25 protein-coding genes are annotated in these 23,037 nt (G+C 68.7%); 11 read left to right on the plus strand and 14 right to left on the minus strand.

Annotated features, from left to right (window positions below; translation table 11 throughout):
* The first annotated feature begins 35 nt into the window (after positions 1 to 35).
* Genes AB0N03_RS45345 through AB0N03_RS45355 form a run of 3 tightly spaced genes read left to right on the plus strand, consistent with a single transcriptional unit; the run spans position 36 to position 3,027 of the window.
* Complete coding sequence (locus AB0N03_RS45345; RefSeq protein WP_364386460.1) at positions 36 to 668, plus strand: Pr6Pr family membrane protein; 633 nt, start codon at positions 36 to 38, stop codon at positions 666 to 668.
* A 44-nt stretch (positions 669 to 712) separates the two neighbouring features.
* A complete protein-coding gene (locus AB0N03_RS45350) occupies positions 713 to 2,407 on the plus strand; it encodes a tannase/feruloyl esterase family alpha/beta hydrolase (protein ID WP_364386462.1) in 1,695 nt (564 codons plus the stop codon).
* A complete protein-coding gene (locus AB0N03_RS45355; RefSeq protein ID WP_364386464.1) occupies positions 2,404 to 3,027 on the plus strand; it encodes an MBL fold metallo-hydrolase in 624 nt (207 codons plus the stop codon). The genes AB0N03_RS45350 and AB0N03_RS45355 overlap by 4 nt, the downstream gene beginning before the upstream one ends.
* Here AB0N03_RS45355 and AB0N03_RS45360 read toward each other — a convergent pair.
* On the minus strand, positions 3,024 to 3,584 hold the full coding sequence (locus AB0N03_RS45360) for a hypothetical protein (protein WP_364386466.1): 561 nt from the start codon (positions 3,582 to 3,584) through the stop codon (positions 3,024 to 3,026). The two genes, AB0N03_RS45355 and AB0N03_RS45360, sit on opposite strands and share 4 nt — an antisense overlap.
* Positions 3,509 to 3,976: a DUF309 domain-containing protein gene (locus AB0N03_RS45365; protein ID WP_364386468.1), complete on the minus strand. Its 468-nt coding sequence runs from the start codon at positions 3,974 to 3,976 to the stop codon at positions 3,509 to 3,511. The genes AB0N03_RS45360 and AB0N03_RS45365 overlap by 76 nt, the downstream gene beginning before the upstream one ends.
* Positions 3,977 to 4,043: 67 nt before the next feature.
* Here AB0N03_RS45365 and AB0N03_RS45370 point away from each other — a divergent pair, with 67 nt between their 5' ends.
* Positions 4,044 to 5,483, plus strand: coding sequence for a GuaB1 family IMP dehydrogenase-related protein (locus tag AB0N03_RS45370; RefSeq protein WP_364386470.1), 1,440 nt, complete (start codon positions 4,044 to 4,046; stop codon positions 5,481 to 5,483).
* Positions 5,484 to 5,546: 63 nt separating this feature from the next.
* Here the strand turns inward: AB0N03_RS45370 and AB0N03_RS45375 are convergent, their stop codons facing one another.
* The gene (locus AB0N03_RS45375) at positions 5,547 to 6,839 is read right to left on the minus strand and encodes a PhoH family protein (RefSeq protein WP_364386472.1); all 1,293 of its coding nucleotides are present in this window, start codon (positions 6,837 to 6,839) and stop codon (positions 5,547 to 5,549) included.
* A 723-nt stretch (positions 6,840 to 7,562) separates the two neighbouring features.
* On the opposite strand from AB0N03_RS45375, the gene AB0N03_RS45380 reads away from it, so the two are divergent.
* Complete coding sequence (locus AB0N03_RS45380; RefSeq protein ID WP_364386474.1) at positions 7,563 to 7,811, plus strand: hypothetical protein; 249 nt, start codon at positions 7,563 to 7,565, stop codon at positions 7,809 to 7,811.
* Positions 7,812 to 7,890: 79 nt separating this feature from the next.
* Here AB0N03_RS45380 and AB0N03_RS45385 read toward each other — a convergent pair whose 3' ends face one another.
* Complete coding sequence (locus AB0N03_RS45385; RefSeq protein ID WP_329055302.1) at positions 7,891 to 8,667, minus strand: isoprenyl transferase; 777 nt, start codon at positions 8,665 to 8,667, stop codon at positions 7,891 to 7,893.
* A 116-nt stretch (positions 8,668 to 8,783) separates the two neighbouring features.
* Between AB0N03_RS45385 and AB0N03_RS45390 the strand changes: the two genes are divergently transcribed.
* Positions 8,784 to 9,425 (plus strand): hemolysin III family protein, encoded by a 642-nt coding sequence (locus AB0N03_RS45390; protein WP_364386532.1) that lies wholly within the window; start codon positions 8,784 to 8,786, stop codon positions 9,423 to 9,425.
* Here AB0N03_RS45390 and AB0N03_RS45395 read toward each other — a convergent pair.
* The gene (locus AB0N03_RS45395; protein ID WP_364386476.1) at positions 9,422 to 9,673 is read right to left on the minus strand and encodes an AMED_5909 family protein; all 252 of its coding nucleotides are present in this window, start codon (positions 9,671 to 9,673) and stop codon (positions 9,422 to 9,424) included. The two genes, AB0N03_RS45390 and AB0N03_RS45395, sit on opposite strands and share 4 nt — an antisense overlap.
* Positions 9,654 to 9,920 (minus strand): hypothetical protein, encoded by a 267-nt coding sequence (locus AB0N03_RS45400; protein ID WP_364386478.1) that lies wholly within the window; start codon positions 9,918 to 9,920, stop codon positions 9,654 to 9,656. Before AB0N03_RS45400 ends, AB0N03_RS45395 begins: the two co-directional genes overlap by 20 nt.
* A 320-nt stretch (positions 9,921 to 10,240) precedes the next feature.
* Here AB0N03_RS45400 and AB0N03_RS45405 point away from each other — a divergent pair, with 320 nt between their 5' ends.
* Together AB0N03_RS45405 and AB0N03_RS45410 are read left to right on the plus strand one after the other, a co-directional pair.
* Positions 10,241 to 10,984, plus strand: coding sequence for a DUF5919 domain-containing protein (locus AB0N03_RS45405; RefSeq protein WP_364386480.1), 744 nt, complete (start codon positions 10,241 to 10,243; stop codon positions 10,982 to 10,984).
* An 8-nt stretch (positions 10,985 to 10,992) separates the two neighbouring features.
* Positions 10,993 to 11,463 carry an NUDIX domain-containing protein gene (locus AB0N03_RS45410; RefSeq protein WP_364386482.1) on the plus strand — a complete coding sequence of 157 codons (471 nt, stop codon included), beginning with the start codon at positions 10,993 to 10,995 and terminating at the stop codon, positions 11,461 to 11,463.
* A gap of 1 nt (position 11,464) precedes the next feature.
* On the opposite strand, the gene AB0N03_RS45415 is transcribed toward AB0N03_RS45410, so the two are convergent.
* From AB0N03_RS45415 to AB0N03_RS45430, 4 genes are all read right to left on the minus strand, one after another.
* Complete coding sequence (locus tag AB0N03_RS45415; RefSeq protein ID WP_364386484.1) at positions 11,465 to 12,058, minus strand: hypothetical protein; 594 nt, start codon at positions 12,056 to 12,058, stop codon at positions 11,465 to 11,467.
* Complete coding sequence (locus tag AB0N03_RS45420; protein ID WP_364386486.1) at positions 12,027 to 12,887, minus strand: hypothetical protein; 861 nt, start codon at positions 12,885 to 12,887, stop codon at positions 12,027 to 12,029. The genes AB0N03_RS45415 and AB0N03_RS45420 overlap by 32 nt, the downstream gene beginning before the upstream one ends.
* 618 nt (positions 12,888 to 13,505) lie before the next feature.
* Positions 13,506 to 13,706 carry a hypothetical protein gene (locus tag AB0N03_RS45425; protein WP_364386488.1) on the minus strand — a complete coding sequence of 67 codons (201 nt, stop codon included), beginning with the start codon at positions 13,704 to 13,706 and terminating at the stop codon, positions 13,506 to 13,508.
* 82 nt (positions 13,707 to 13,788) lie between these two features.
* The gene (locus AB0N03_RS45430) at positions 13,789 to 14,262 is read right to left on the minus strand and encodes a carboxymuconolactone decarboxylase family protein (RefSeq protein ID WP_364386490.1); all 474 of its coding nucleotides are present in this window, start codon (positions 14,260 to 14,262) and stop codon (positions 13,789 to 13,791) included.
* Between the two features lie 307 nt (positions 14,263 to 14,569).
* On the opposite strand from AB0N03_RS45430, the gene AB0N03_RS45435 reads away from it, so the two are divergent.
* Positions 14,570 to 15,352: a PRC and DUF2382 domain-containing protein gene (locus AB0N03_RS45435; protein ID WP_364386492.1), complete on the plus strand. Its 783-nt coding sequence runs from the start codon at positions 14,570 to 14,572 to the stop codon at positions 15,350 to 15,352.
* A gap of 54 nt (positions 15,353 to 15,406) precedes the next feature.
* Here AB0N03_RS45435 and AB0N03_RS45440 read toward each other — a convergent pair whose 3' ends face one another.
* Positions 15,407 to 17,296 carry an acyl-CoA dehydrogenase gene (locus tag AB0N03_RS45440; protein WP_364386494.1) on the minus strand — a complete coding sequence of 630 codons (1,890 nt, stop codon included), beginning with the start codon at positions 17,294 to 17,296 and terminating at the stop codon, positions 15,407 to 15,409.
* A gap of 80 nt (positions 17,297 to 17,376) precedes the next feature.
* Positions 17,377 to 18,750: a glycosyl hydrolase family 28 protein gene (locus tag AB0N03_RS45445; RefSeq protein WP_364386496.1), complete on the minus strand. Its 1,374-nt coding sequence runs from the start codon at positions 18,748 to 18,750 to the stop codon at positions 17,377 to 17,379.
* Positions 18,751 to 18,922: 172 nt separating this feature from the next.
* On the opposite strand from AB0N03_RS45445, the gene AB0N03_RS45450 reads away from it, so the two are divergent.
* Positions 18,923 to 19,906: a DUF6745 domain-containing protein gene (locus AB0N03_RS45450; RefSeq protein WP_364386498.1), complete on the plus strand. Its 984-nt coding sequence runs from the start codon at positions 18,923 to 18,925 to the stop codon at positions 19,904 to 19,906.
* A gap of 18 nt (positions 19,907 to 19,924) precedes the next feature.
* Positions 19,925 to 20,353, plus strand: coding sequence for a hypothetical protein (locus AB0N03_RS45455; RefSeq protein ID WP_364386500.1), 429 nt, complete (start codon positions 19,925 to 19,927; stop codon positions 20,351 to 20,353).
* 47 nt (positions 20,354 to 20,400) lie between these two features.
* Here AB0N03_RS45455 and AB0N03_RS45460 read toward each other — a convergent pair whose 3' ends face one another.
* The gene (locus AB0N03_RS45460) at positions 20,401 to 20,976 is read right to left on the minus strand and encodes a hypothetical protein (RefSeq protein ID WP_364386502.1); all 576 of its coding nucleotides are present in this window, start codon (positions 20,974 to 20,976) and stop codon (positions 20,401 to 20,403) included.
* An 86-nt stretch (positions 20,977 to 21,062) separates the two neighbouring features.
* The gene (locus tag AB0N03_RS45465) at positions 21,063 to 23,030 is read right to left on the minus strand and encodes a thioredoxin domain-containing protein (protein WP_364386504.1); all 1,968 of its coding nucleotides are present in this window, start codon (positions 23,028 to 23,030) and stop codon (positions 21,063 to 21,065) included.
* Positions 23,031 to 23,037: the final 7 nt, after the last annotated feature.

Genomic DNA, 23,037 nt, shown 5'->3' on the forward strand with positions numbered 1-23,037 from the left:
CGCCCGTCCGTCCACAGTGGAGCTATCCTCCGGGGATGCGCAGCGAAAAGCTCACCCGCGCCTGGTTCGCGGTCACCGCCGCGGTCGCGCTGGCCGGCCTCGTGACCCAGGTGATCGCCACCGCGAGCGATCCCGGCGGCCGGGTCGCGAACCTGCTCTGCTTCTTCACGATCGACTCGAACCTGCTGGTCACCGTCACCTCGGTGCTCGTCGCGCTCGGCGTCACCCGTCAGAACCTGTTCGCCGTCCTCTGGCTGGACGCGCTGGTCGGCATCATCGTGACGGGCATCGTCTACCAGGTCGCCCTCGCCGGCCTGTACGAACTGCACGGGCTTTCGCTGTTCTCGGACACCATGCTGCACAAGGTCACGCCGATCCTGTTCGTGCTCGGCTGGCTCGTCGCCGGGCCGCGCGGCGTCCTGACCTGGCGCGCGGTCCGGTGGTCACTGCTCTACCCGTTGGCCTGGCTCGCCTTCACGCTGCCGCGCGGCGCGATCACCGGCTTCTACCCGTACCCGTTCGTCGACGCCGCCGCGCTCGGCTACGGACGCGTGACGCTCAACTGCGTCGTCATCGGCCTGTTCTTCACCGCGCTCGCCGTCGGCGCGCTCCTCCTCGATCGCCGACTGTCGAAGAAATCGTTGACAATCTCGGCGACAACGCCGTAGCGTCCCCTCCCGGCAACTTCCCTCCGTGCAGAGGAGAACGAGCAATGCCGGGTCTCAAGCGCTGCCTCATCGCCGCCCTCCTTCTCCTCGCGGCTCAGCCGGCCGTCGCCGACGCCCGCCCGGTGACGTCGGACGGACTGCGGGACCTCCCCGCCCTCAAACCCGTGATGACCTGCGATGACGTCCCGGAGCTCGACCTCTCCGGAAGAGACGCGAAGGTCACCATCCAGTCCGCCACCGTCGTGACCACCGGGACCCCGGCGCCCTACTGCGAGGTCAAGGCCACGGTCGCGCCCGCGAACACCGTCGTCGCCCGCCTGCCCGTGAACGGCTGGACCCAGCGGTACGTCCAGACCGGCTGCGGCGGGCTGTGCGGCAGCGCGAACATCAACTACGGCCAGGCTTCGACGTGCCCGCTCGTCGTCGACGGCACCCTCGCCGGCGCGACCACCGACATGGGCCACCAAGGCCAGAACGACGGCTCCTGGGCCCTGGACGACCCGCAGGCGCAGATCGACTTCGCCTACCGCGGCGTGCACGTGACGTCCCAGGTCGTCAAGGCGCTCATCAGCCGGTTCTACGGCCGCGCCCCGGCGTACTCCTACTTCACCGGCTGCTCCGACGGCGGCCGCGAAGCGCTCATGGAGGCCCAGCGCTACCCGGACGACTTCGACGGCATCGCCGCCGGCGCGCCCGCCAACGACATGGCCGTGCAGAACACCTTCCACCACGCCTGGAACGTCGTCGCCAACCTCGACGCGGACGGCCACGCCATCCTGCTCGCCGGCAAGCTCCCGCTCGTCCACACCGCCGTGCTCAAGGCGTGCGACGCGCTCGACGGCCTGCGTGACGGTCAGCTCGACGATCCCCGCTGGTGCCACCTCGACCCCGCCACGCTCGCCTGCGCGGCCGGCCAGGACCCGGCGACCTGCCTCAGCCCGGCCGAGGCGGCCGTCGTCCGCAAGCTGCACGACGGCGCCACCGACGCGCAGGGCCGCCGCCTCGAGCCCGCGATCGCACACGAGTGGGGTTCGGAGCTCGAGTGGTCGCTGTTCGTCCCGGCGACGCCGACCGGGCCGTCCGCCAGCGCGAACTTCGCCCTGTCGTACCTGCGTTACCTCGCCTTCCCCGGCGCGCAGGACCCGGACTTCCAGCTGTCGGACCTGAAGTTCACCGTGGCGTCGTTCTGGAAGACCGTCCAGTCGTCGAGCTACCTGGCGGCGATGGACCCCGACCTGACGAGCTTCCAGCGCGCCGGCGGCAAGCTGCTGCTCTGGCACGGCTGGAACGACCAGCACATCTCGCCGCAGTCCACGCTCGCGTACTGGGACGCCCTGCGCGCCGCGACTCGCGTCGACAGCTTCGCCCGGCTGTACCTGTTCCCCGGCGTCGCGCACTGCGGCGGTGGCGACGGCCCGAACACCTTCGACGTCCTGACGCCGGTGATGGCCTGGGCGGAGAGCGGCAAGGCGCCCGGCAAGGTGGTCGCGTCGAACGCGACGCGCAGCCGTCCGGTCTACCCGTACCCGGCGGTCGCCCGGTACGACGGCAGCGGCAGCATCGACGACGCGGCGAACTTCGTCCCCTTCACGCCGCGCACCGAGCCCGGCCCCGGCTACCACTGGGTCGGCGAGCGCCTCTACTCGGACGACTACCGGACGTGGTGCCGGGTCGTCGGCGGCGAACTCGTCTGCCGGCCCGCGAAGACCTGGCTGACCGCGTTAGGGTCGGGCACATGACGGCGATCGTGCAGAACCTGGTGACGTCCGGCACCTTCCAGCTCGACGGGGGCAGCTGGGACGTCGACAACAACGTGTGGATCGTGGGCGACGACACGGAAGTGATCGTGATCGACGCGGCCCACGACGCGAAGGCGATCGGGAACGTCGTCGGCGAGCGAAAGCTGGCGGCGATCGTCTGCACCCACGCGCACAACGACCACGTCAACGCGGCCCCGGAGCTGGCCGCGGCCACGGGCGCGCCGATCCTGCTGCACCCGGACGACCGCGTCCTCTGGGACCAGACGCACCCGGACCGCGCGCCGGACGGCGAGCTGGCGGACGGCCGGACGATCACGATCGCGGGCACGGCGTTGCGCGTCATCCACACCCCGGGGCACGCGCCCGGCGCGGTGTGCCTGTACGCCGAAGACCTCGGCGTCTTGTTCACCGGTGACACGCTGTTCCACGGCGGCCCGGGCGCGACCGGACGGTCCTATTCGGACTACCCGACGATCGTGCAGTCCATCCGCGAGAAGCTGTTCACGCTCCCGGAGGCGACGAAGGTGCACACGGGTCACGGCGAAGGCACGACGCTGGGCGCGGAGAAGACCGCTTCGACCGGCTGGGACGAGGCTTAAGAGGTGTGCTTCCGGGCGACGAGGGCGAACTCCTCGATCGCCCGGTCCACCGCGGTCACGGCCTTCCGCACGACGGGCGGCAGCTGAAACTGGTCGAACTCGCCGCCTTCGTCCGGCTCATGCCGTACGTGGTGCAGATCCATGTCCTTCTTCCGGACGTCCCTGGCCGCGTCGACCAGCTCGTCGGGGCCGCTCATCACCAGGAGCCCGAGCAACGAGCGCAGTTCCGCACGCGCTGTGTAGTAGTCGGCTTCGTAGCTCGCCACCTCGCCGGATTCTCCTCGGCGGTGACCGACGTTGAGGCTGACGAGGTGCTGCCGCGCCCGGGCCGCGGCTTCGATGAACCGGCCGCAGCGGTCGGCGCGGTCCTGCCGCAGCTTGGCGCGTCGCGCCGCGTTGAGCTTCAACGGCTCGACCAACGCCCCGAGCGTCACGCCGACCAGCGACGCGACGGCCGCGATGACCGCGGCGCCGAGCGCCGTCAGCACTTCAGCCGCGGCGGCGTCGGCGACACCCGCACGCGCTGCTTCGCCTCGTCGGCCAAGCTTCGCGCCCACTCCTGCAACCCCGCGACGTCGACACCGTGCGGCGGCTCGGCCCGGAACGGCTCGATGTTCGCCGCCCCCCGCTCGAGCAAGGCGGCCGCACCGACGGCGTTGCCGCGCGCCGCGTGCGTCAACCCGACCGCCAGTTGCGCCAACCCGCGCCACAACTCCTGATCCGGCCCGTCGGTCGTCTTCCACGCGTCCTCGAAGACCTCGTGCGCGTGGAACGGCTTGCCGTCGTCGAGGAGCTGCTGGGCCTCCGCAAGCGTTTGCGACGGCGTCCTCGCGATGCCTTCCGGCTGGCGCTCGACGCCGTCGGTGCCGTACGGCAGGGGCCGGCCGAGGCCGTCGCGCGGCCGTGCGTTGCGGGCCCGTCCCTCGGTGTCGCGGTCGCGGCGGCTCATGCCCCGATCCTGCCACGGCCCCGGCCGCGTTCGCCGTCTCGCGCCCGGCCACGTAGCCTGGGGACTCGTGCGTTTCCTCGACGGCCACCGGCCCGCTCACGACCTGACCTACGACGACGTGTTCCTGCTGCCGAACCGTTCGGACGTGGAGTCCCGCTTCGACGTCGACCTCGCCACCGCGGACGGCACCGGCGCGACCATCCCGATCGTCGTCGCCAACATGACCGCGGTCGCCGGCCGCCGGATGGCCGAGACCGTCGCCCGCCGCGGGGGGCTGGTGGTGCTCCCCCAAGATGTGGACACCGAAGCCGTCTCCGAGATCGTCGGCTGGGTCAAGAGCCGCCACCCGGTGTGGGACACGCCGCTGGTGCTGACCGGCGGCGACGCCGTGGCCGACGCCCTCAACCTGGTCCACAAGCGCGCTCACGGCGCCGTCGTGGTCGTCGACGGCGAAGGCCGCCCGGTCGGCATCGTCGACGAAGCGGCCTGCGCGGGCGTCGACCGCTTCGCGCGTCTCGCCGACGTCGCGCAGCCCGCGACCGTCGCGGTGCCGCTGACCACGCCGGCGCGTGAGGTCTTCGAGCAGCTCCACCGCCACGGCGCTCAGCTCGCCCTCGGCCTGGACTCGGAGGGCCGTCTCGCGGGCGTGCTCACCGCCGTCGGGGCGCTGCGCGCGGACATCTACACCCCGGCGGTCGACGGCGACGGCAAGCTGCGCGTCGCCGCCGCGGTCGGCGTGAACGGCGACGTCGCGGCGAAGGCCGAAGCCGTCCTCGGCTCCGGCGTCGACGTGCTCGTCGTCGATACCGCGCATGGGCACCAGGAAAAGATGATCGCCGCGCTGAAGGCCGTCCGGGCGGTGTCGCCGCAGGTCCCGGTGGTCGCCGGGAACGTGGTCACCGCCGAGGGCACGCGCGACCTGATCCAGGCGGGCGCCGACGTCGTCAAGGTCGGCGTCGGGCCGGGCGCGATGTGCACCACGCGGATGATGACCGGCGTGGGCCGCCCGCAGTTCTCCGCGGTCGCCGACTGCGCGGCCGCGGCGCGTGAGCTGGGCAAGCACGTCTGGGCCGACGGCGGTGTCCGCCACCCCCGCGACGTCGCGCTGGCGCTGGCCGCGGGAGCCTCCGCGGCGATGGTCGGCTCGTGGTTCGCCGGCACCTACGAATCCCCCGGCGACCTGCGGTTCGACGAGCAGGGGCGGCCCTACAAGGAGTCGTTCGGCATGGCGTCGAAGCGCGCGGTCGGCGCGCGGACGCGGACGGACAACGTCTTCGACCGCGCCCGGAAGGCGTTGTTCGAGGAGGGCATCTCGTCGTCGCGGATGGCCCTCGACCCGGCCCGGCCGGGCGTCGAGGACCTGCTGGACTCGATCGGCTCCGGCGTCCGGTCCTCGTGCACGTACGCGGGCGCGCGCACCCTGGAGGAGTTCCACGAGCGCGCGCTGCTGGGCGTCCAGTCGGCGGCCGGCTTCGCCGAAGGCCGCCCCCTCCCCTCCGGCTGGTAAAAGCCGTGAAGGCCCCCTTACCGGCTCTTAGCGCCGGTAAGGGGGCCTTCACGGACTTCAAGCTCAGCCGTGGTCCTCCAGCATCTCGGTGACCAGGGCGGCGATCGGCGAGCGTTCGGAGCGCGTCAGCGTGACGTGCGCGAACAACGGGTGGCCCTTCAGCTTCTCGATCACCGCCGAGACGCCGTCGTGCCGGCCGACGCGCAGGTTGTCGCGCTGGGCGACGTCGTGGGTGAGCACCACCCGCGACGCCGTGCCGAGCCGCGAAAGCACCGTGAGCAGGACGTTCCGTTCCAGTGACTGCGCCTCGTCGACGATGACGAACGTGTCGTGCAGCGAGCGGCCGCGGATGTGCGTCAGCGGGAGCACCTCGAGCATGCCGCGGTCGAAGACCTCGTCGAGGACCTCCTGGCTGACCAGCGCGCCGAGCGTGTCGAACACCGCCTGCGCCCACGGCTGCATCTTCTCGCTCTCGGACCCGGGCAGGTAGCCGAGGTCCTGGCCGCCGACCGCGTAGACCGGCCGGAACACCACGACCTTGCGGTGCTGACGGCGTTCCATCACGGCCTCGAGGCCGGCGCACAGCGCGAGCGCCGACTTGCCGGTGCCGGCTCGTCCGCCCAGCGAGACGATGCCGACGTCGGAGTCGAGCAGCAGGTCGAGCGCGACGCGCTGCTCGGCGCTGCGGCCGTGCAGGCCGAACGCCTCGCGGTCGCCGCGCACCAGCCGGATGCGCTTGTCCGCCGTGATCCGCCCGAGCGCGCTGGACGTGCCCGCGAGCAGCCGCAGCCCGGTGTGGCAGGGCAGTTCGGCGAGCTCGTCCATGCCGTACTCGACCGGGTCGACCGTGCCGCCGCCGAACAGCGTGTCCAGCACGTCCTGCTCGACGTCGACGTCCGCCATGCCCGTCCAGCCGGACGGCGTGACCTCCTGCGCGCGGTACTCGTCGGCCTCCAGGCCCACGGCACCCGCCTTGACCCGCAGCGGGATGTCCTTCGTCACCAGGGTGACCGCCGGGAACTCCGCCGCCAGGTTGAGCGCGCAGGCGAGGATCCGGTGGTCGTTGGAGTCGGTCCGGAAGCCGACGGGGAGCACCGTCGGGTCCGAGTGGTTCAGCTCCACCTGCAGCGTGCCGCCGTGGTCCCCGATGGGGAGCGGCGCGTCGAGCCTGCCGTACTGCCGGCGCAGGTCGTCGAGCATGCGCAGGGACTCCCGGGCGAACCAGCCGAGCTCCGGGTGGTGGCGCTTCGCCTCCAGTTCACTGATGACGACCAGCGGAAGCACGACGGCGTGTTCGGCGAACCGGGTCACCGCCCACGGGTCCGAAAGGAGGACCGACGTGTCGAGCACGTACATGTGCTGCTGGGATTCGGGCGAGGTCGAGGCTTTCTCCGGGCCAGGAACGGCACCGGTCGAAGAACGGCCAGAGGCCTTACGGGGCAAACGCTGCGCAGTCACGACGGCATCTCCCTCGAGGGCGTGTGCACCTCACGCCCGCACTCGCTGGGCCGGGCACCTCCCTGGCTGGACCGTTCCTCCTGACCGGTGGGTCAGTCGGCGCGGCCACGAGGGCCGGGTGCCGGCCCCCTCGTGCGTCTCGTGGGCGGCTGCGCCGCCCCCTCGATCACCGTCACGACCAGGGCCTCCCGCGAGGACTCGCACGGAACGCGTGCCCTCACCTCGGAAGGTACCTACGAATGCCTGATCGCGCAGCGAGCCAACACGGTGATTCGCCAGATCGTCACCTCACTGTCGGTCGTCCGACATCGACGTCCCGTGACGCTCACCCTGCGTCACTGGCCGCTCCATCGATACCCACCCTTCGGAATGATCTTGGGAGAATTGCTGACCCGTTGTATTCACAAGATCGACTGACGGCTTTTACCACGGCGAGTTGCGCCGCGCATTCCGCAATACCGATAGAGAACCGGTCCGAGTGAAAGCGCCTGCGCCAGGCTCACACAATGGGCGTACAAACCGTACGAGAAGCCGGGCAAGCGGGTAATTTTTCTCCTTACGGGACACACCACCGGTTCACCCGGTGCCCGTACCCAACAGATCTACCTAGGAGTGTGCGAAGTGCTGAAGAAGGCTGGTTTCGTCGCCGCCACCGCTGCGGGCCTCATGATGATCGGCAGCACCGCGTTCGCCGCAACGGGCGACCACGGCGGCACCCCGGACCCGACGTTCGGCGACGCCTACGCCACGTTCATCAACGGCGGCGGCGCGCTGGGCTACGGTGCGGCCTCCCTGGTCGCCGGTGCCTACACGGGCATCGCCACCACCCCGGCGCTGATCCTGCACTCGCTGGAGCACCACCACCACTGAGTGCGGCTTTCGAAGGGCCTCGGAGTTCGCTCCGGGGCCCTTCGGCGTTTCCACGATCCAGGTTCTGCGATCCGGGTTTCTACGATCCGAACCGGCGGTGCCGCCAGGCGTAGTCGCGGATGGCGCGCAGGAAGTCGACCCGGCGGAAGGCCGGCCAATACGCTTCGGTGAACCAGAATTCCGAATGGGCGGATTGCCAGAGCAGGAATCCGGAAAGCCGTTGTTCGCCGGAGGTGCGGATGATGAGGTCCGGATCCGGCTGCCCCGACGTGTAGAGGTGCTCGGAGATGTGGTCGACGTCGAGGATTTTCGCGAGCTCGTGAATGGTCGTACCCTCGTCGGCGTGCTGCAGCAGCAACTTGCGGACCGCATCGGCGATTTCCTGTCGCCCGCCGTAACCGACCGCGACGTTGACCTCCATCCCGGTCCGCCCCTCGGTGCGCGCGGCGGCTTCGCTGAGCCGCTTCGCGACGTCGGCGGGCAGCAGGTCGAGGGCGCCGACGATCCGCAGCTGCCAGGTCTTGCCGGGCGCGGCCAGCTCGTCGGTGACGCCGGTGATGATCTTCAGCAGCGGCGTGAGCTCGTCCGGGTCGCGGTTGAGGTTGTCGGTCGAGAGCAGCCACATGGTGACGACCTCGACGTCGGCCTCCTGGCACCAGCTCAGGAAGTCCGCGATCTTCTTCGCTCCGGCGCGGTGGCCGTCCGAAACGTCCGCGAAGCCCGCTTCACGAGCCCACCGGCGGTTACCGTCGAGCATGATGGCGATGTGCCGGGGATGCCGGCCGGCGGCCTGCTGGATGAGGCGCCGGCCGTAGGCGCTGTACACGACGTCGGACAAGAAGGAGCGAACACTCACGTCGAGGAAGAGTACGCACCCGGTGTGAGGCGCGTGACTCGACCGCTGCCGGGGAACCTGCGGTCCCTTAACCTGGAAGGGTGAGCGTGAAGACGGAACCACCACCCGAGCCCGTAGTGGACCTCCGCCCGCGGTTGCGGGGCCACATCCACTTCTGGACGTTCTTCGGTGCCTTGGCGGCAGCGGCGGCGCTGATCACCTTGGCGGCGTCCACAGTGTCCTCGGTCGCGACGCTGGCGACATCGGTGTACGGCCTGACGGTGCTGGGGTTGTTCGGCGTGAGCGCGCTGTACCACCGTCGCTTCTGGAGCCCCCGCGCGTACAAGTGGATGAAGCGCGCCGACCACTCGATGATCTTCCTGTTCATCGCGGGCACGTACACGCCGTTCACATTGTTGGCGATGTCCAAGCCGACGGGGTACGTGGTCTTGTCGATCGTCTGGGGCGGCGCGATTCTCGGCGTGGCGCTGAAGATGCTGTGGCCCCACGCGCCGCGCTGGCTCGGAGTGCCGATCTACATCGCTCTCGGCTACGTCGCGGTGTTCGTCTTCCCTGAGCTTTTCACGCACGCCGGGGTCGCGGCTGTGGTGCTGCTTTGCGTGGGCGGGCTGTTCTACACGCTCGGAGCGGTGTTCTACGCGGTGAAGTGGCCGAACCATTGGCCGGAGACCTTCGGGTACCACGAGTTCTTCCATGCTTGCACGGTGCTCGCGGCGGTTTCGCACTACATCGCGATCTGGCTGGCCATGTACGCCTAGTCAGCGGTCTTGGCCTCCGGTTGACGGTTCACCGAGATCTCACCCGCCTGCCGTTCCTCGTACCCGGCCCAATACAGCGCCTCGTGGCGATGACCCCGATCGACGTCCGCGACGGCTTTGTACAGCCGCGCGTTGCCGAGCCGGAACGCCAGCCACACCGACGAGTTCGCGTCGTTCGGCGGTCTGCGGTCCATCACGACCTCGTGGGCGTCGCGCAGCGTCTTCGGCTCAGCGTTCCGCACGGTCACGCCTCTCTGCGCGGGCTTCCAGCAGCGCCGCCAGCTCGTCCGCGTGGTCGCGGAGCTGCCGCAGGAAGGCCACCGTTTCCGGCCACGTTTCCTGGTCGTGCGGAGGGACCAGCGTCAGCACGAAGGGCGCGCCGGCCAGCACCAGGACCGGTGGGCACGACTGCTCCGGGCCGGTCTCCTCCACCGTCACCTCGATGTTCGGGCCGACTACCCAGCGCACCCCCAGCCCGTCCATGTCCTGCTTCACTTGCCCAATCCCTTGCCAGCTCGGCAGCTTCTGGCGGCTCTCCGCCTCGTGCCGCTGTGGCGTTCAGTGCCGCGCTCACCTCGTCCAGTTCCCTCCGCAGTACGGCGATGGCGTCTACGCCGCACGTCGACGAGTTACCGCCCGCTTGTCCAAGGCAGCCGGCCAGCCGGCGGTTTGAATGGTCACGTCTACCTCCTCGGTGTCGCGGCAACCTGACACCTAATCTCCGCCAAAACGCGGGACGTGATCACCACGTGGCAGGACATCTTGGGACGTCCCTGGTACGTTGAAGACGTCCCTACACGTCCCAAGGGGTGCCGATGGCGAACGAACGCCTGCGTGACGCACTACTGCGCAACGGGCTGACGTTGGAGCAGGTGGCCAAGGCTGTCGGGGTCGACCAGAAGACCGTCGAGCGCTGGATCACCAAGAACCGGACGCCTTACCCCAAGCACCGGCACAAGATCGCCGCCATGGTGCGCGAGTCAGAGACCTACCTGTGGCCGGACTCCATGGCTCCGGAGCGCAGGGCCGAGACGGCTGCCGCCGAGGTTGTGCAGGTCTTCCCGCACCGCAACGCCGTGCCCGTCGAGCTGTGGGATCGGCTGATTAAGGAAGCCGCGGAGACCGTTGAGATCCTGGTCCACGCTGCGTTGTTCCTAGTGGAACGCCCGCGGTTCATCAAGGACCTGACAGCCAAGGCAGCGGCCGGCGCTCAAATCCGGCTCGCGTTCGGAGACCCCGAGGGTGGCAGTGTTGCCCTACGCGGCGAGGAAGAGCAACTGGGCGACGGGACGCTTGCAGCACGCATCCGCAACGCGCTGGCGTCTTACCGTCCGCTGGTCGGGGTCGAGGGGGTGGAGATGCGCTTCCACAACACGACGCTCTACAACTCGATCTTCCGGTTCGACGACGAGATGATCATCAATACGCACGTGTACGGGTTCCAGGGAGCTCACGCCCCGTCCCTCCACCTGCGGAGGCTGTCCGCTGGGGACCTCTTCGAAACGTACTCGGAGAGCTTCGAGTCAGTCTGGAACCTCGCCAAGCCGGCCAGCTTCTAGGAGGCAGCATGACCCGCGTCGACTACTACAACGACCCGAACGCACCGAAAGCGAACAGCATCGCGGTAGCGGTGTCGGCATTCATCCAGGACGACGAAGGCCGGATCCTGATGATCAAGCGCACGGACAACGACCTGTACTCAATCCCCGGCGGCCAGCTTGAACTCGGCGAGACACTGGCCGAGGCTGCAGTCCGAGAGGTCCGCGAGGAGACCGGCATTGAGTGCGAGGTCACAACGGTAATTGGCCTGTACTCAGATCCAAAGCATGTGATCGCCTACGATGACGGCGAGGTCCGACAGGAGTTCTCAATCTGCTTTCGAGCCCAGCCTACCGGAGGAAAACCTAGCACCAGCAGCGAAAGCAAAGAGGTAACATGGAGGACCGCTCAGGAAATCGGATCCCTAAATATTCACCGCTCAATTAAGATGCGAATTGAGCACGCATTGTCCGGCAATGTCGAAACTTTCTTCAGCTAGTTTATTCAGGCAGAACCTCATCCAACACGGCAAAGACCCAGCCTGTTAGCTTTCGAACCTTCTTCTGCACAGTGCCCGCATGAAATGCACCACTTCCTGCAGAGTAAGTCTGCCTACCAACTTGTCCGATCAGCTGATCAACTAGATCATCAACACCCTTCACCTGATCCTTACTTCCATCTCTTTGCTGTACCGCATATCTGATGCGCTCGCTTTGAGTAGGATTAACTTTTCCACCCTGCTCGGTACCCTTGAACCACGACTGCGCCTTTACCTCCTCATCAGGCGCAAACAGCTGGACCGTCGCCCGCATAACTTCACGAATTTCGCCCGCAGGTCCAATGTAGCTCAGCCGCGTTTGGTCATTGAGGTCTTTTAGGACCTGTTCCAATGATTCCGCAAGGGAAACGGAATGTCTTCGAAGTCGTTCCAGGATACTCGCGTCGCGCGCTGAGAGTGGCCCCCTGGCAGGAACCACAGCTTCGAGACGCCTAGCCGGCGGTTGCCGGACCCTGACCTGAAACTCCTTTACTCGGCGAAGATACTCAGTGTCGAAATTATCACTAGCCATCGACTTCATCTCCGGATCCGCCATCACTCAAGATGTATCGGCGCATGTTTCGGAATATATCTTCGATTGTCTCCGTGGACGCGTCGGCCGCGATATGAATTTCGACATTCACGTTAATTCCAGCGTTCATAGATACACTGGGCGAATTCCGGGCAGGGTTGACCTGAACTTCAGTCGTTGACGCACGTGGGGGCACCGTAGCAACTGGAACCGCAAGCGCTTCGAGCGAATTTTCTCCTTCTTCAGAAGAATCTTCGGCAGCGTCTTTACCCGCTGCCGCCTCCCGCTCCGGTGAAGCAAGATCGACGTAACGCTTTCCGCTCCATTCTCGAATAAATCCCAAAGCTTGGGCATCTTCAGTTATCTGCACCAAAACTTTCTCAGCCCGGTCCGCGGGCACCCCCATTTCCTGAAGGACATTCTTCGCAATGTTATCCGGCGGCATCGCAGCACCGTCGTAGCGACGCAAAAAGTCACCAATAATTTTTGGCTGAAGCAGAGCCTCCCGCTTGGCGACAATATCGTCGCCTTCTGAGGTAGGCCGCACAATCCGCAAACCTATCGGCGTCAACCCGATTTCAGGCGCCTGCGCCGCACCGGTCGTAAGTCCATACGCTGCGGCGGCACCAGTGATCAGACGAAATGATCCTGATGTCGGCGTCATGCCAATTGCTTCAGCAACATTCAAAGACCTGGTTGGCTTGTATGCATAATTATCCGCAATAGCACGAGGAACCCTCATAGCTTGCTCCAAACTGGAGCTTGGCACGTCCTCTTGCAGTACACGAGACCGCTTCTTCTTGCCATCTACTGAGGCAGAATTATCGTCTTGCTTCGTCTCCGAATCAGCCATTATTCCACTCCATCGATTTCCAACTCGTGTCGTCAACTTGCCGAACTTGGCTCTATGGAATCAAGGCGCGCCGCCGATGGCGGCGCGCCTGTTGCCTATGTAGCCCCTTGCCTTGGCGGCCGCAGCCGCTTCCGACACAGCGGGCTGCCGCTCCGCTTCGCCTGCCGGCTGGGTGGTACGGCCGCCAGCGGGTCACCTGGCGCAGCGCCGCGCGGCGGCACACGAGTCCCCTGAGCCATCCCGGCCTCCTCGACGAGCTACGAGCGGTGGTGACAAACGGGTCGCTCGGGAGTCGATCTCTGTTACGCACCGCCGTTAGGGACCTCCATCCCGAAGCCTGATCGTGACAACGGCCGGTAGCACCGCGTCAAGACGGGAAAGCGTGTCTTGACCCGGCACGACCGGCCGCGTGCTGGCTTCGTATCGGGATGCAGGGTGGGGTGTGGCGTCGGCCGCCAGGCCGTCAGAGGTCAGGAAGAGGCAAGCACCCGCGAGAACTGATGACAGACAAAACTGCAGCTCAGCGCACCTAGAAGGTGCCTAAGCCCAGGTCGAGAAGAGACCAGGAGCAGATCCTCGCGATCCAGCCGGCCATGTGCGCCTGAAACGAGCCACAGCTCAGCGTGACTGCCGATACCGGACCCACTGGTGAACGCCACCGGCACCGAAGACCAGCGCCATCGGCATGTTCACCCAGCTACCCGACATGACCGACGTAAAGCTGATCAACACCAGCGTAAAGACGCCCGCAATCGCCGCAGCCAGGGTCCATTTGCGCCAGCCACTCGTCAGAGCTCTGCCGCTTCCCCCGTCATCCACCCGATCAGTCTCCCACCGAACGCACTGAAGGGGCCTCGCTCGCACACCCCAGCGAACGAAGCCCCCTCGAGCCGAACGAACCTCAGCCGAACATTCCCGGCTGGTACTCGCCCGCCGGGTTGCGGGCGATCACGTTCAACCGGTTCCAGGTGTTGATCTCCGCCACCAGGCAGACCAGCGCGCCGATCTGCTCGTCGTCGTAGTGCTTGCGGATCTGGTCCCACGTCTCGTCGGTGACGCCGGTGTGGGTGTCCGCCAGGCGGGTTCCCTCCTCCGCCAGCGCCAAGGCCGCGCGCTCCGCCTCGGTGAACACCACTGCCTCGCGCCACGCCGCCACCATCGCCAGGCGGACCGCCGTCTCGCCCGCCGCCGCCGCGTCCTTCGTGTGCATGTCCAGGCACATTCCGCAGCCGTTGATCTGGCTCGCGCGGATCTTCACCAGCTCCTGCGTCGCCTTCGGGAGGGACGACTCCTCGATCGGGCGCGATGCCGCGATCAGGCGCTTGAAGAACTTGCTGGTGACTTCGTTCTCGAACATGTTGAAGCGCGCTTCCATCGTGCTTTCCTTCCGTCGTCCGCTTTCACCCCCTTGACGACGCGCGCGGCCGCGTTGTGACAGCTCCGCCAGTGGCGCCCGTCACAGCGAACTCAGTTACACACCTTCGCGCCATCCCCCACGCTGCCGATCACCGCACAGACACCCCGTGCGACCTGCGGGAACCACGCCCTCCTTGCCAGTGGGCCACCAGCCAAACCACCACTTTCCGGGGTCACCCACGGGAGCACCACGACGGTTGCCGTGATCTTCGGTGGGACCCACGGTGGCTCCTACAGAACCGACGCGCGAAAGGAGCAGCACAGCGATGGCCAAGATCATGCAGCCCCAGGAGCTCATCGACAGTGCCGTGGTCGACCCGGCCGGCAACAAGCTCGGGAAGGTCGGCAACGTCTACCTCGCCGACGCGACCCACCAGCCGGAGTGGATCACCGTCAAGACCGGTCTGTTCGGGACCAAGGAGAGCTTCGTCCCGCTCTCGGGCGCGCACACCGACAAGGACGGCGTGCACGTCCGGGTCGACAAGGACGCCGTCTCCGACGCGCCGCGCATCGACGCCGACGGGCACCTCTCACCGGAGGAAAGCACCCAGCTCTACCAGCACTACGGCCTGCCCATGCCGCGGACCTCGGCGGACGGCCGGATGGACGGGGACGGGCGGACGGGTGACCGGACGCAGGGCCGCGGGCGGTCCGAAATGGACGCCGGTCGCGGGAAGTCCGAAAAGGACAGCATGACGCGCTCGGAGGAGCGGCTGAACGTCGGTACCGAGCAGGTCGAGACCGGCCGCGTGCGGCTGCGCAAGTACGTCGTCACCGAGGAGCAGCAGGTCACCGTCCCGGTGCGGCACGAAGAGGTGCGCGTCGAGCGGGAGCCGATCAAGGACGGCCGGGGCAAGGCCGAGATCGGCGAGGCCGAGCAGGACGTCGTCCTCCACGCGGAGAAGCCCGTGGTGCGCAAGGAAACCGTGCCGGTCGAGCGGGCGCGCCTGCGGGCCGAGACGGTCAGCGACGAGCAGACCGTCTCCGGCAAGGTCCGCAAGGAGCAGTTCGAGGTCACCGACGACGACGGCAAGCACCACCGGTCCTGACCGGGTGAGGCAAGGCGGGGGTGGCCGGTTCCCCGACACCGGCCACCCCCGCCGTCATGCCCGCAGCATCGGCGCCGCGAGGAACTGCTCCGGGATCGCGAACGCGTCCACCAGCACCCGCGCGTGGGGGCGCAGCTGCGCACACAGGCTGTTCACCGCCGCCGTCACGGCCTTTCCGCGCGACGCCGTCAGGCGGCCGTGGCCCAGGAACCAGGCCAGGTCCTCCTCGATCGCCGACAGCGCGTACAGATCGCAAACGCGGTCGAGCAGCGAGCGGGCGTCCGGGTCTTCACACCGGGCGACGGCCGCCGCGAACGCCTCCAGCACCAGCCGCTCCATGTGGACGCGGCCCGCGCGCAGCACGTGGTCCTGGGCCGCGTTGAACACCCCGAACGGGTCCGAAGCCGCCTTGCGCAGGCGCTTCGCCACCCCCTCCACGACGTGCTCCTCGCGGTCTTCGAAGAGCCGCAGCTGCCACTCGCGGCGGAAGAAGACGTCCGAGTCGGACCCCTCGGTGAGCGACTCGAGGGCCTTGCGCACGGACGTCCGCTCCAGGATCGCGCTCACCACCTGGTCGGTGACGAACCGGGCCGTGGCCAGTGGCGAGAGGTCTTCGAAGTCCTGCTTGTAGCTGGTCAGCAGGCCCTTCGCGACCAGCTGCAGCAGCACGGTGTTGTCGCCTTCGAACGTCGTGAAGACGTCGGTGTCGGCCTTCAGGCCCGGCAGGATGTTCTCCGCCAGGTACCCCGAGCCGCCGCACGCCTCGCGCGCCGCCTGGATCGTCGCCGTCGCGTGCCACGTGTTGAGCGCCTTGAGCCCGGCCGCGCGCGACTCCAGCTCGCGCTGCTCCTCCTCGGGCGCCGACGAGTCGATGTCGTGCAGCTTCGCCACCAGCTCTTCCTGGGCGAAGGCCAGCGCGTACGTCTTCGCCAGCGCCGGCAGCAGCTTCCGCTGGTGCCCGAGGTAGTCGAGGATGACGACCTCCTCGCCCTCCGGCGTCCTGAACTGGCGGCGCTGCTCGCCGTAGCGGATCGCCAGGGCCAGGCCGCGTTTCGTCGCGGCGCCCGCGCTCCCGCCGACGCTCACCCGGCCGCGGATCAGCGTGCCCAGCATCGTGAAGAACCGCCGGCTGTCGCTCTCGATCGGGCTCGAGTACGTCCCGTCCCCGGCCACGTCGCCGAAGCGGTTCAGCAGGGCCTCGCGCGGGATCCGGACGTTGTCGAAGCTCAGCCGTCCGTTGTCGACGCCGTTCAGGCCCGCCTTCGGGCCACAGTCCTCGATGGACACTCCCGGCATCGGCTCGCCGGAGTCGTCCCGGATCGGCACCAGGAACGCGTGCACACCACGGGATTCGCCGCCGGTGACCAGCTGCGCGAACACCACCGCCAGCCGGCCGTCCCGGGCCGCGTTGCCGATGTATTCCTTGGTGGCCATGGCGTCCGGCGTGTGGACGACGAACCCGCCGTCCGCGAAGGTCGCCGTCGTGCGCAGGTGCTGGACGTCGGAGCCGTGCCCGTGCTCGGTCATCGCGAAGCAGCCGAGCAGGTCGAGGTTCATGATCGAGCGCAGGTGCGCGGCGTGGTGCCGCTCGGTGCCGAGCAGCTGGACGGCGCCGCCGAACAGTCCCCATTGGACACCGGCCTTCACCATCAGCGACAGGTCGCCGTAGCCGAGCAGCTCGAACGACGTCACCGACCCGCCGACATCGCCACCGCCGCCGTACGCCGGGTCGAAGCCGAGGCCGGGGCGGTCGCTCTCGGCGAGCGCGCGCAGCTGGTCGAGCACCTGGGCGCGGTGCGCCTCGATGCCGAGGTTGACCGGATCGCGGAACTCCTCGTCACTCATCTGCGCGCGGACGCCGCGGCGCAGCTCGGCCCAGCGGCCGTCGAGGACGGTGGTCAGCGCGTCCGGATCCACCTTCGAGGGCACTTCGGGGACGTCCACGGCTACCTCCGGAAAGGACTGACGGCAGGCTTCCTACTCGTTGGTAGTAAGCCTGCCGCAGCCGCGCCGATCCTGCCACGTCAGATCGGCTTGCCGTTGACCGTCACGTTCGTGAACCGGGCGCTGTCCACGTACTTCAGCGTGTTCGACGGGTCGGACACGCCCTCAAACGTGGAGTTCGCCACGGCGAACCCGTGCACGTGGGCGTTCGAAAGCCCGCTGACGTCGAAGGTCTTGCCCGCGATCTTCGTGCTCGCGCAGTTGCTGATCGTGAACGGCCCGAACGACGGGACGTAGCCGCCGGTCTGGCTGTTGTACGTGGACGTCACGAACACGAAGTTCCGCGCGAAGGTGCCGGAGACACTGTCGAGGTTGATGTTCTCCGAGAACCCGCCACGCAGCGTGTTCGACTTCACGTACAGCGCGAACTTCGTGTCACCCTGCACGGTGAGCCGGTACGCGTAGACGTTGCGGATCCCGCCCGTTTGCTCGCTGCCGCAGGTGATCGCGCCCCAGTTGCCGTTCATCACGCAGTTCACGACGACGAGGTTCTGGCACGGGACGTTCACGCGGCGCCCGTCGGCGTCGCGGCCGGACTTGATCGCGATGTTGTCGTCGTGCGCGCCCAGGGTGCAGTTCGCGATGACGACGTGGTCGCACGATTCCGGGTCGCAGCCGTCGGTGTTGGAGTGCGCGGTGCTGGGATCGGTGCTGACGCCGTCGACCGTGACGTTGCGGCACAGCGTCGGGTGCAGCTGCCAGAACATGGAGTTCTTCAGGGTGACGCCCTGGATCAGCACGTTCTCGCAGGCGTACGGCTCGACGAACGCCGACCGCATGGTGTGGCCGGAGCCGGGTACGACGCGCTTCTCCGGCGGAGTTCCCTTGGCCACCAGCGTTTCCAGGTACGCGCGGTCGCTGCCCTTGTTCCACGACGACGTGGCGGCCGCGTCAAGGGTGCCGGTGCCGGTGAGGCCGATGTTCTTTTCCCGGTAGGCGTAGATCATCGGTGAGTGGTTGACGCATTCGATGCCTTCGTAGCGCGTCAGCACGTTCGGGAACTTCGAGGCGTCACCGCTGAACTTCAGCACCGCGCCCTTTTCCAGGTGCAGGTCGACGTTGCTCTTCAGGTAGACGGCGCCGGTGAGGAAACTGCCGCCGGCCGGCACGATCACGTGCCCGCCGCCCGCCGCGTTGCAGGCGTCGATCGCCTTCTTGATCGCCGCGGTGTTGTCGGTCTTGCCGTCGTTCTTCGCGCCGTAGCCCGTGATCGGGAAGCCGCGGTCGGGGAACATCGGGATCGTGGTGTTCGCGACGATGTCGTTCGCCGCCGGCCACGGGAGCGTGGGCACGTCGACGCGGGGTGCCGCCGAGGCGAGGGCCGGGAGCAGCGGCACCGCCGCCACCGCGAGCCCGCCCTTGATCAGGTGCCGCCGGGTGATCCTGCCGTCCATGAATGCCGTCCTTCACGGGTGAGTGCGGTGCGACGGCGGAACCACGGCACGGACCGTGGGCACGACGAACTCTAGGCGCGAAGGCCGCGCCAGGTCCAGGCTTGCGCGATCGGCGAATGTGCTGTCATGATCGGGTCATGTCGATTCGAAAGGGCGTGCGCGCCCTCGCGCGTTGAGCGCCTCGCGGCGGGCGAACCGCCGATTCCCCGACTTTTCCGAATGGCTGAAGCACGCCTTCCGCACGGATCCCGCTGATCGCGCGGCGGCCGAGGACGCCATCACCCGGCTGTACGCCCTGCTGGGCGAGCCGCCGCCCGAGTTCGTCTGGGTGCCTTCGCCGAACGCCGCGGTCTCGTACCTGCCGCCGCAGCAAGCGCTTTCCACCGGTGGCCCGCTGCCGCCGGAAGCACGGTTGGCGAATCGGGCGGCCGCGTTGCGCGAACGGCGGCGCGGGCTCCCGAGCGAGCTCCGGCAGACCGCCAAGGAGTCCGTCGCCGGCCTGATCAAGGCGGCGATCCCGCACCCCTTCGGCTTGCACTGGTACGGCCAGCAGGACGTCTACTGGGTGGTGCCGGACACGGGTGATCCGGAAGCGGAGCTGTGGGCGACGCTGGTCCGGTCGTGCGGCTGGTGGTGGCCGCGCGACGGCGTCTGCGTCGTGTCCGAACGGCCGCTCGCCCTGCGCACCGAACCCGACGGCGACGGGCGCCGGCTGCACTGCGCGACCGGGCCCGCGGTGGTCTACCCCGACGGCTGGGCCGTGCACGTCTGGCACGGCACGCGGGTGCCGTCCTGGGTGATCGAAGACCCCACCGCGGACCGGATCAACCGGGAGTTCAACGTCGAGGTGCGGCGGTGCGCGGTCGAGCACCTCGGCTGGTCCGCGTACATCGACCAGGGCGGGCTGGAGCTGCTGGACCGGGCGCCCGATCCCGGCAATCCCGGCTGCGAACTGCAGCTCTACACCCTGCCACCGCAGAAGTGGCACGCGCCGAGCCGGCTGCTGCTGGCCGTCAACGGCTCCGTGGAGCGCGACGGCACCCGCCGCCGCTACGGGCTGCGCGTGCCCGCCGAATTCGACCATCCCCTCGACGCGGCCGGCTGGTCGTACGGGCTCTCCGGAGCCCAGTACGCGGGCCTGCTGCGCCGGACCTGAACCCCTGAGGTGATTCCTGTGTTCCTGAGCGAACTGCTCGACCGGACCGGACTCGACGTCCTCGGCCACCTGGACCGCCAGGTCACCGTCCCGGTGATCGACGGCCTCCAGGCCCAGGGCGACCTGCTCGTTCTGCCGGTGACCCTGCTGAACGCCACGGTCCACCGCGGCTGGTGGTGGGACCTGCCCGACGAAGGCCGCGAACTCGTCCGCGGCGAGGCGGGCAACAATCCGCACACGCTCGTCGCGGACCACGGCACGTGCCGCATGACCACGTGGCTGGACGACCCCGAACGGCTGACCATCGCGACCTTCGAGAACACCGCGCCGGCGTACCTGATCCACCCCGAACACGGGGGCACCGGCATCGCGCCCGGCACGTGGATCGTGCGGCGGCAACGCGAGATTGGGGCCGGTTTCCGGAAGCCGGTCCTGGTCGCCGACTGACGGGTCGTGGGGTGCCGCCGAGGGGGCGGCACCCCACGACCCGGAGGTCAGGCCAGGTCCGGGCCCTTCGAGCGCAGGTCGTCGACCTTGGTCATCGCTTGCCGCAGCTCGCCGAGCCAGCTGTCCGCGTGCTCGCCCACCAGCCGGACCGCCCACGCCAGCGCGTCCGAGCGGGACCGGGCCACTCCCGCGTCCACCAGGGTGTCCAGCACCAGCCGCTCCGGCTGGCGCAGCCGGGTCATCACCGGCGCCGAATGCGTCGTGAACAGCGCCGTCGTCCCGCCCAGCCGCGCGCCCCAGGCCACCTTGCGCTGGTAGCGGTGCTCAGCTTGGCGCGCGATTTCGATGCGCTCGTCGCGCGTCTCTTCGCGGTAGCGGCTGATCCGGCCCTCTTCGGCCGCCGCGCGGGCCGCGTCGTCCGCGTACTCCTCGGTCAACGCCGGCAGTTCGCCCACCACGATGATCTCTTCGCGGTCGACCGTGACCTCCGGCGCTCCGGTGAACCAGCCGTCGGGCAGGCGCCCGCCGAGCCAGGCCGCCGCGTCGCCCGCCGAGGGCACTTCGGCCTGCTGCCAGCCTCCGCCGCCCTTCCAGCCCCCGCTGCCCTTCCAGCCTCGCCCCATGACTCCACCTCCGCGATTACATGATTACAACACTACTGACGCTACGCCGAATACACGGGAGAGAGCAGAGCGTTCACCCAGGGCGATCAGAGCTGAGCCGACAACGCCTCGGGCGTCGTCACCGGCCGGTCGCAGACGTACCCCCGGCAGACGTAAGCCGCCGGCGACCCATCCACCAGCGGACGGTCCGCCAACAGCGGGACGCCCGGCGCGTCCGGCTCGCCGGCCAGCACGATGCCGCCGCCGTGCACGCCCCGCGCCGCCGCCAGGCGCAACGCCGGATCCGGGCCGACCACCGCGACCTGCACCGGGCCCGCCTGCAGCGCCTCCGCGACCGACAGCCAGTGCCCGGCGAACCGCGGCACCCGCCCGGCCAGCACGCCGACCCGCCGCAGCGCCTGCTCGGCGGCCTCGCGATACCGGGCCGAATCGGCGTGCCCGGCCAGCGCGGACGCCGTCAGCAGCGCTCCGGCCAGCGCCGACGCCCCGGCCGGGCTCGCGTTGTCGCCGGGGTCGGCCGGACGCTGGACCAGCGTCTCGGCGTCGTCGGCGGTGTCGAAGTAGGCGCCCGGGACGTCCGGGGACGCGAAGTGCGTCAGCGCCAGGTCGAGCAGCCGGGTCGCTTCGGTCAGCCACTTCGCGTCACCGGTCGCCTGGTGCAGAGCCAGGAACCCGTCCGCGACGCAGGCGTAGTCCTCCAGCACCCCCGCCGACTCCCCGACGACGCCATCGCGCGAGCTTCGCCGCAGCCGGCCGTCGACGACGTGCACCCGAAGCAGCAACTCGGCCGCACCCACGGCCCAGTCGATCCACTGTGGACGATCGAGCGCCACGCCGGCCTCGGCCAGCGCCGTGATCGCCAGGCCGTTCCAGGACGCGATCACCTTGTCGTCCCGGCCGGGCTGCGGCCGCTTCGCGCGGGCCTCCAGGAGCTGGACGCGCATCGGTTCCGGCAGGTCCCCGAACAGGCGCAACGTCGACGCGCCCGCCTCGAACGTCCCCTCGTCGGTGACGCCGAACAACGAAGCGGCGGAGTCGTCGCCGAGCACGTCACGCAGTTGCGACGGCGTCCAGACGTACGTCAGGCCTTCGACGCCCTCGGTGTCCGCGTCCAGCGAAGACGCGAAGCCACCCTCGGGGGTGAGCAGGTCCGCGGCCAGGAATTCCGCGGTCCCGGAAGCGACGCGCGACGCCGTCGCCGAGCCGGTGCGCCGCCACAGGTGAGCGTAGAAGCGCAGGAGCAACGCGTTGTCGTACAACATCTTCTCGAAGTGCGGCACGATCCACTCGGCGTCGACGGAGTACCGCGCGAACCCGCCGGCGAGCTGGTCGTACAGACCGCCGCGGGCCATCGCCTCGGCTGTCTTGTCCACAAGGGACAGTGCATCGGGAGATCCGGTCCGCTCGTGGTGGCGCAGCAGGAACTCCAGCACCATCGACGGCGGGAACTTCGGCGCGCGGCCGAACCCGCCGTTGACCGGGTCCGCCTCCTTCGCCAGCTTCTCGACGGCGGCCGCGAGCACGGCCTCGTCCACGACCGACTCCTGCAGCGGGCCCGTCTGCTCGGCGATGTGCGCGACGATCTGCTTGGCCCCGTTCAGCAGCTCGTCCGGCCGCTCCTGCCACGCCTCGGCGACGGCGGCGAGCAGCTGCCGGAACGACGGCATGCCCGGCCGCGGCGACGGCGGGTAGTAGGTGCCGCAGTGGAAGGGTTCGCCGTCCGGGGTCAGGAAGCACGTCATCGGCCAGCCGCCCTGCCCGGTCATCGCCTGCGTGGCGGCCATGTAGACGGCGTCGATGTCCGGCCGCTCTTCGCGGTCGACCTTGATGGGGACGAAGTGCGCGTTCATTACCGCCGCCGTCTCGGCGTCTTCGAAGGACTCGTGCGCCATGACGTGACACCAGTGGCACGCGGCGTAACCCACCGAGAGCAGGACGGGCACGTTCCGCCGCCGCGCCTCGGCGAGCGCGTCCGGCCCCCACGGCCACCAGTCGACCGGGTTGCCGGCGTGCTGGAGCAGGTACGGGCTGGTCGCACTGGCGAGACGGTTCATGACTTCA

The organism is Amycolatopsis sp. NPDC051061, assembly GCF_040682935.1.
Taxonomy (GTDB): domain Bacteria; phylum Actinomycetota; class Actinomycetes; order Mycobacteriales; family Pseudonocardiaceae; genus Amycolatopsis.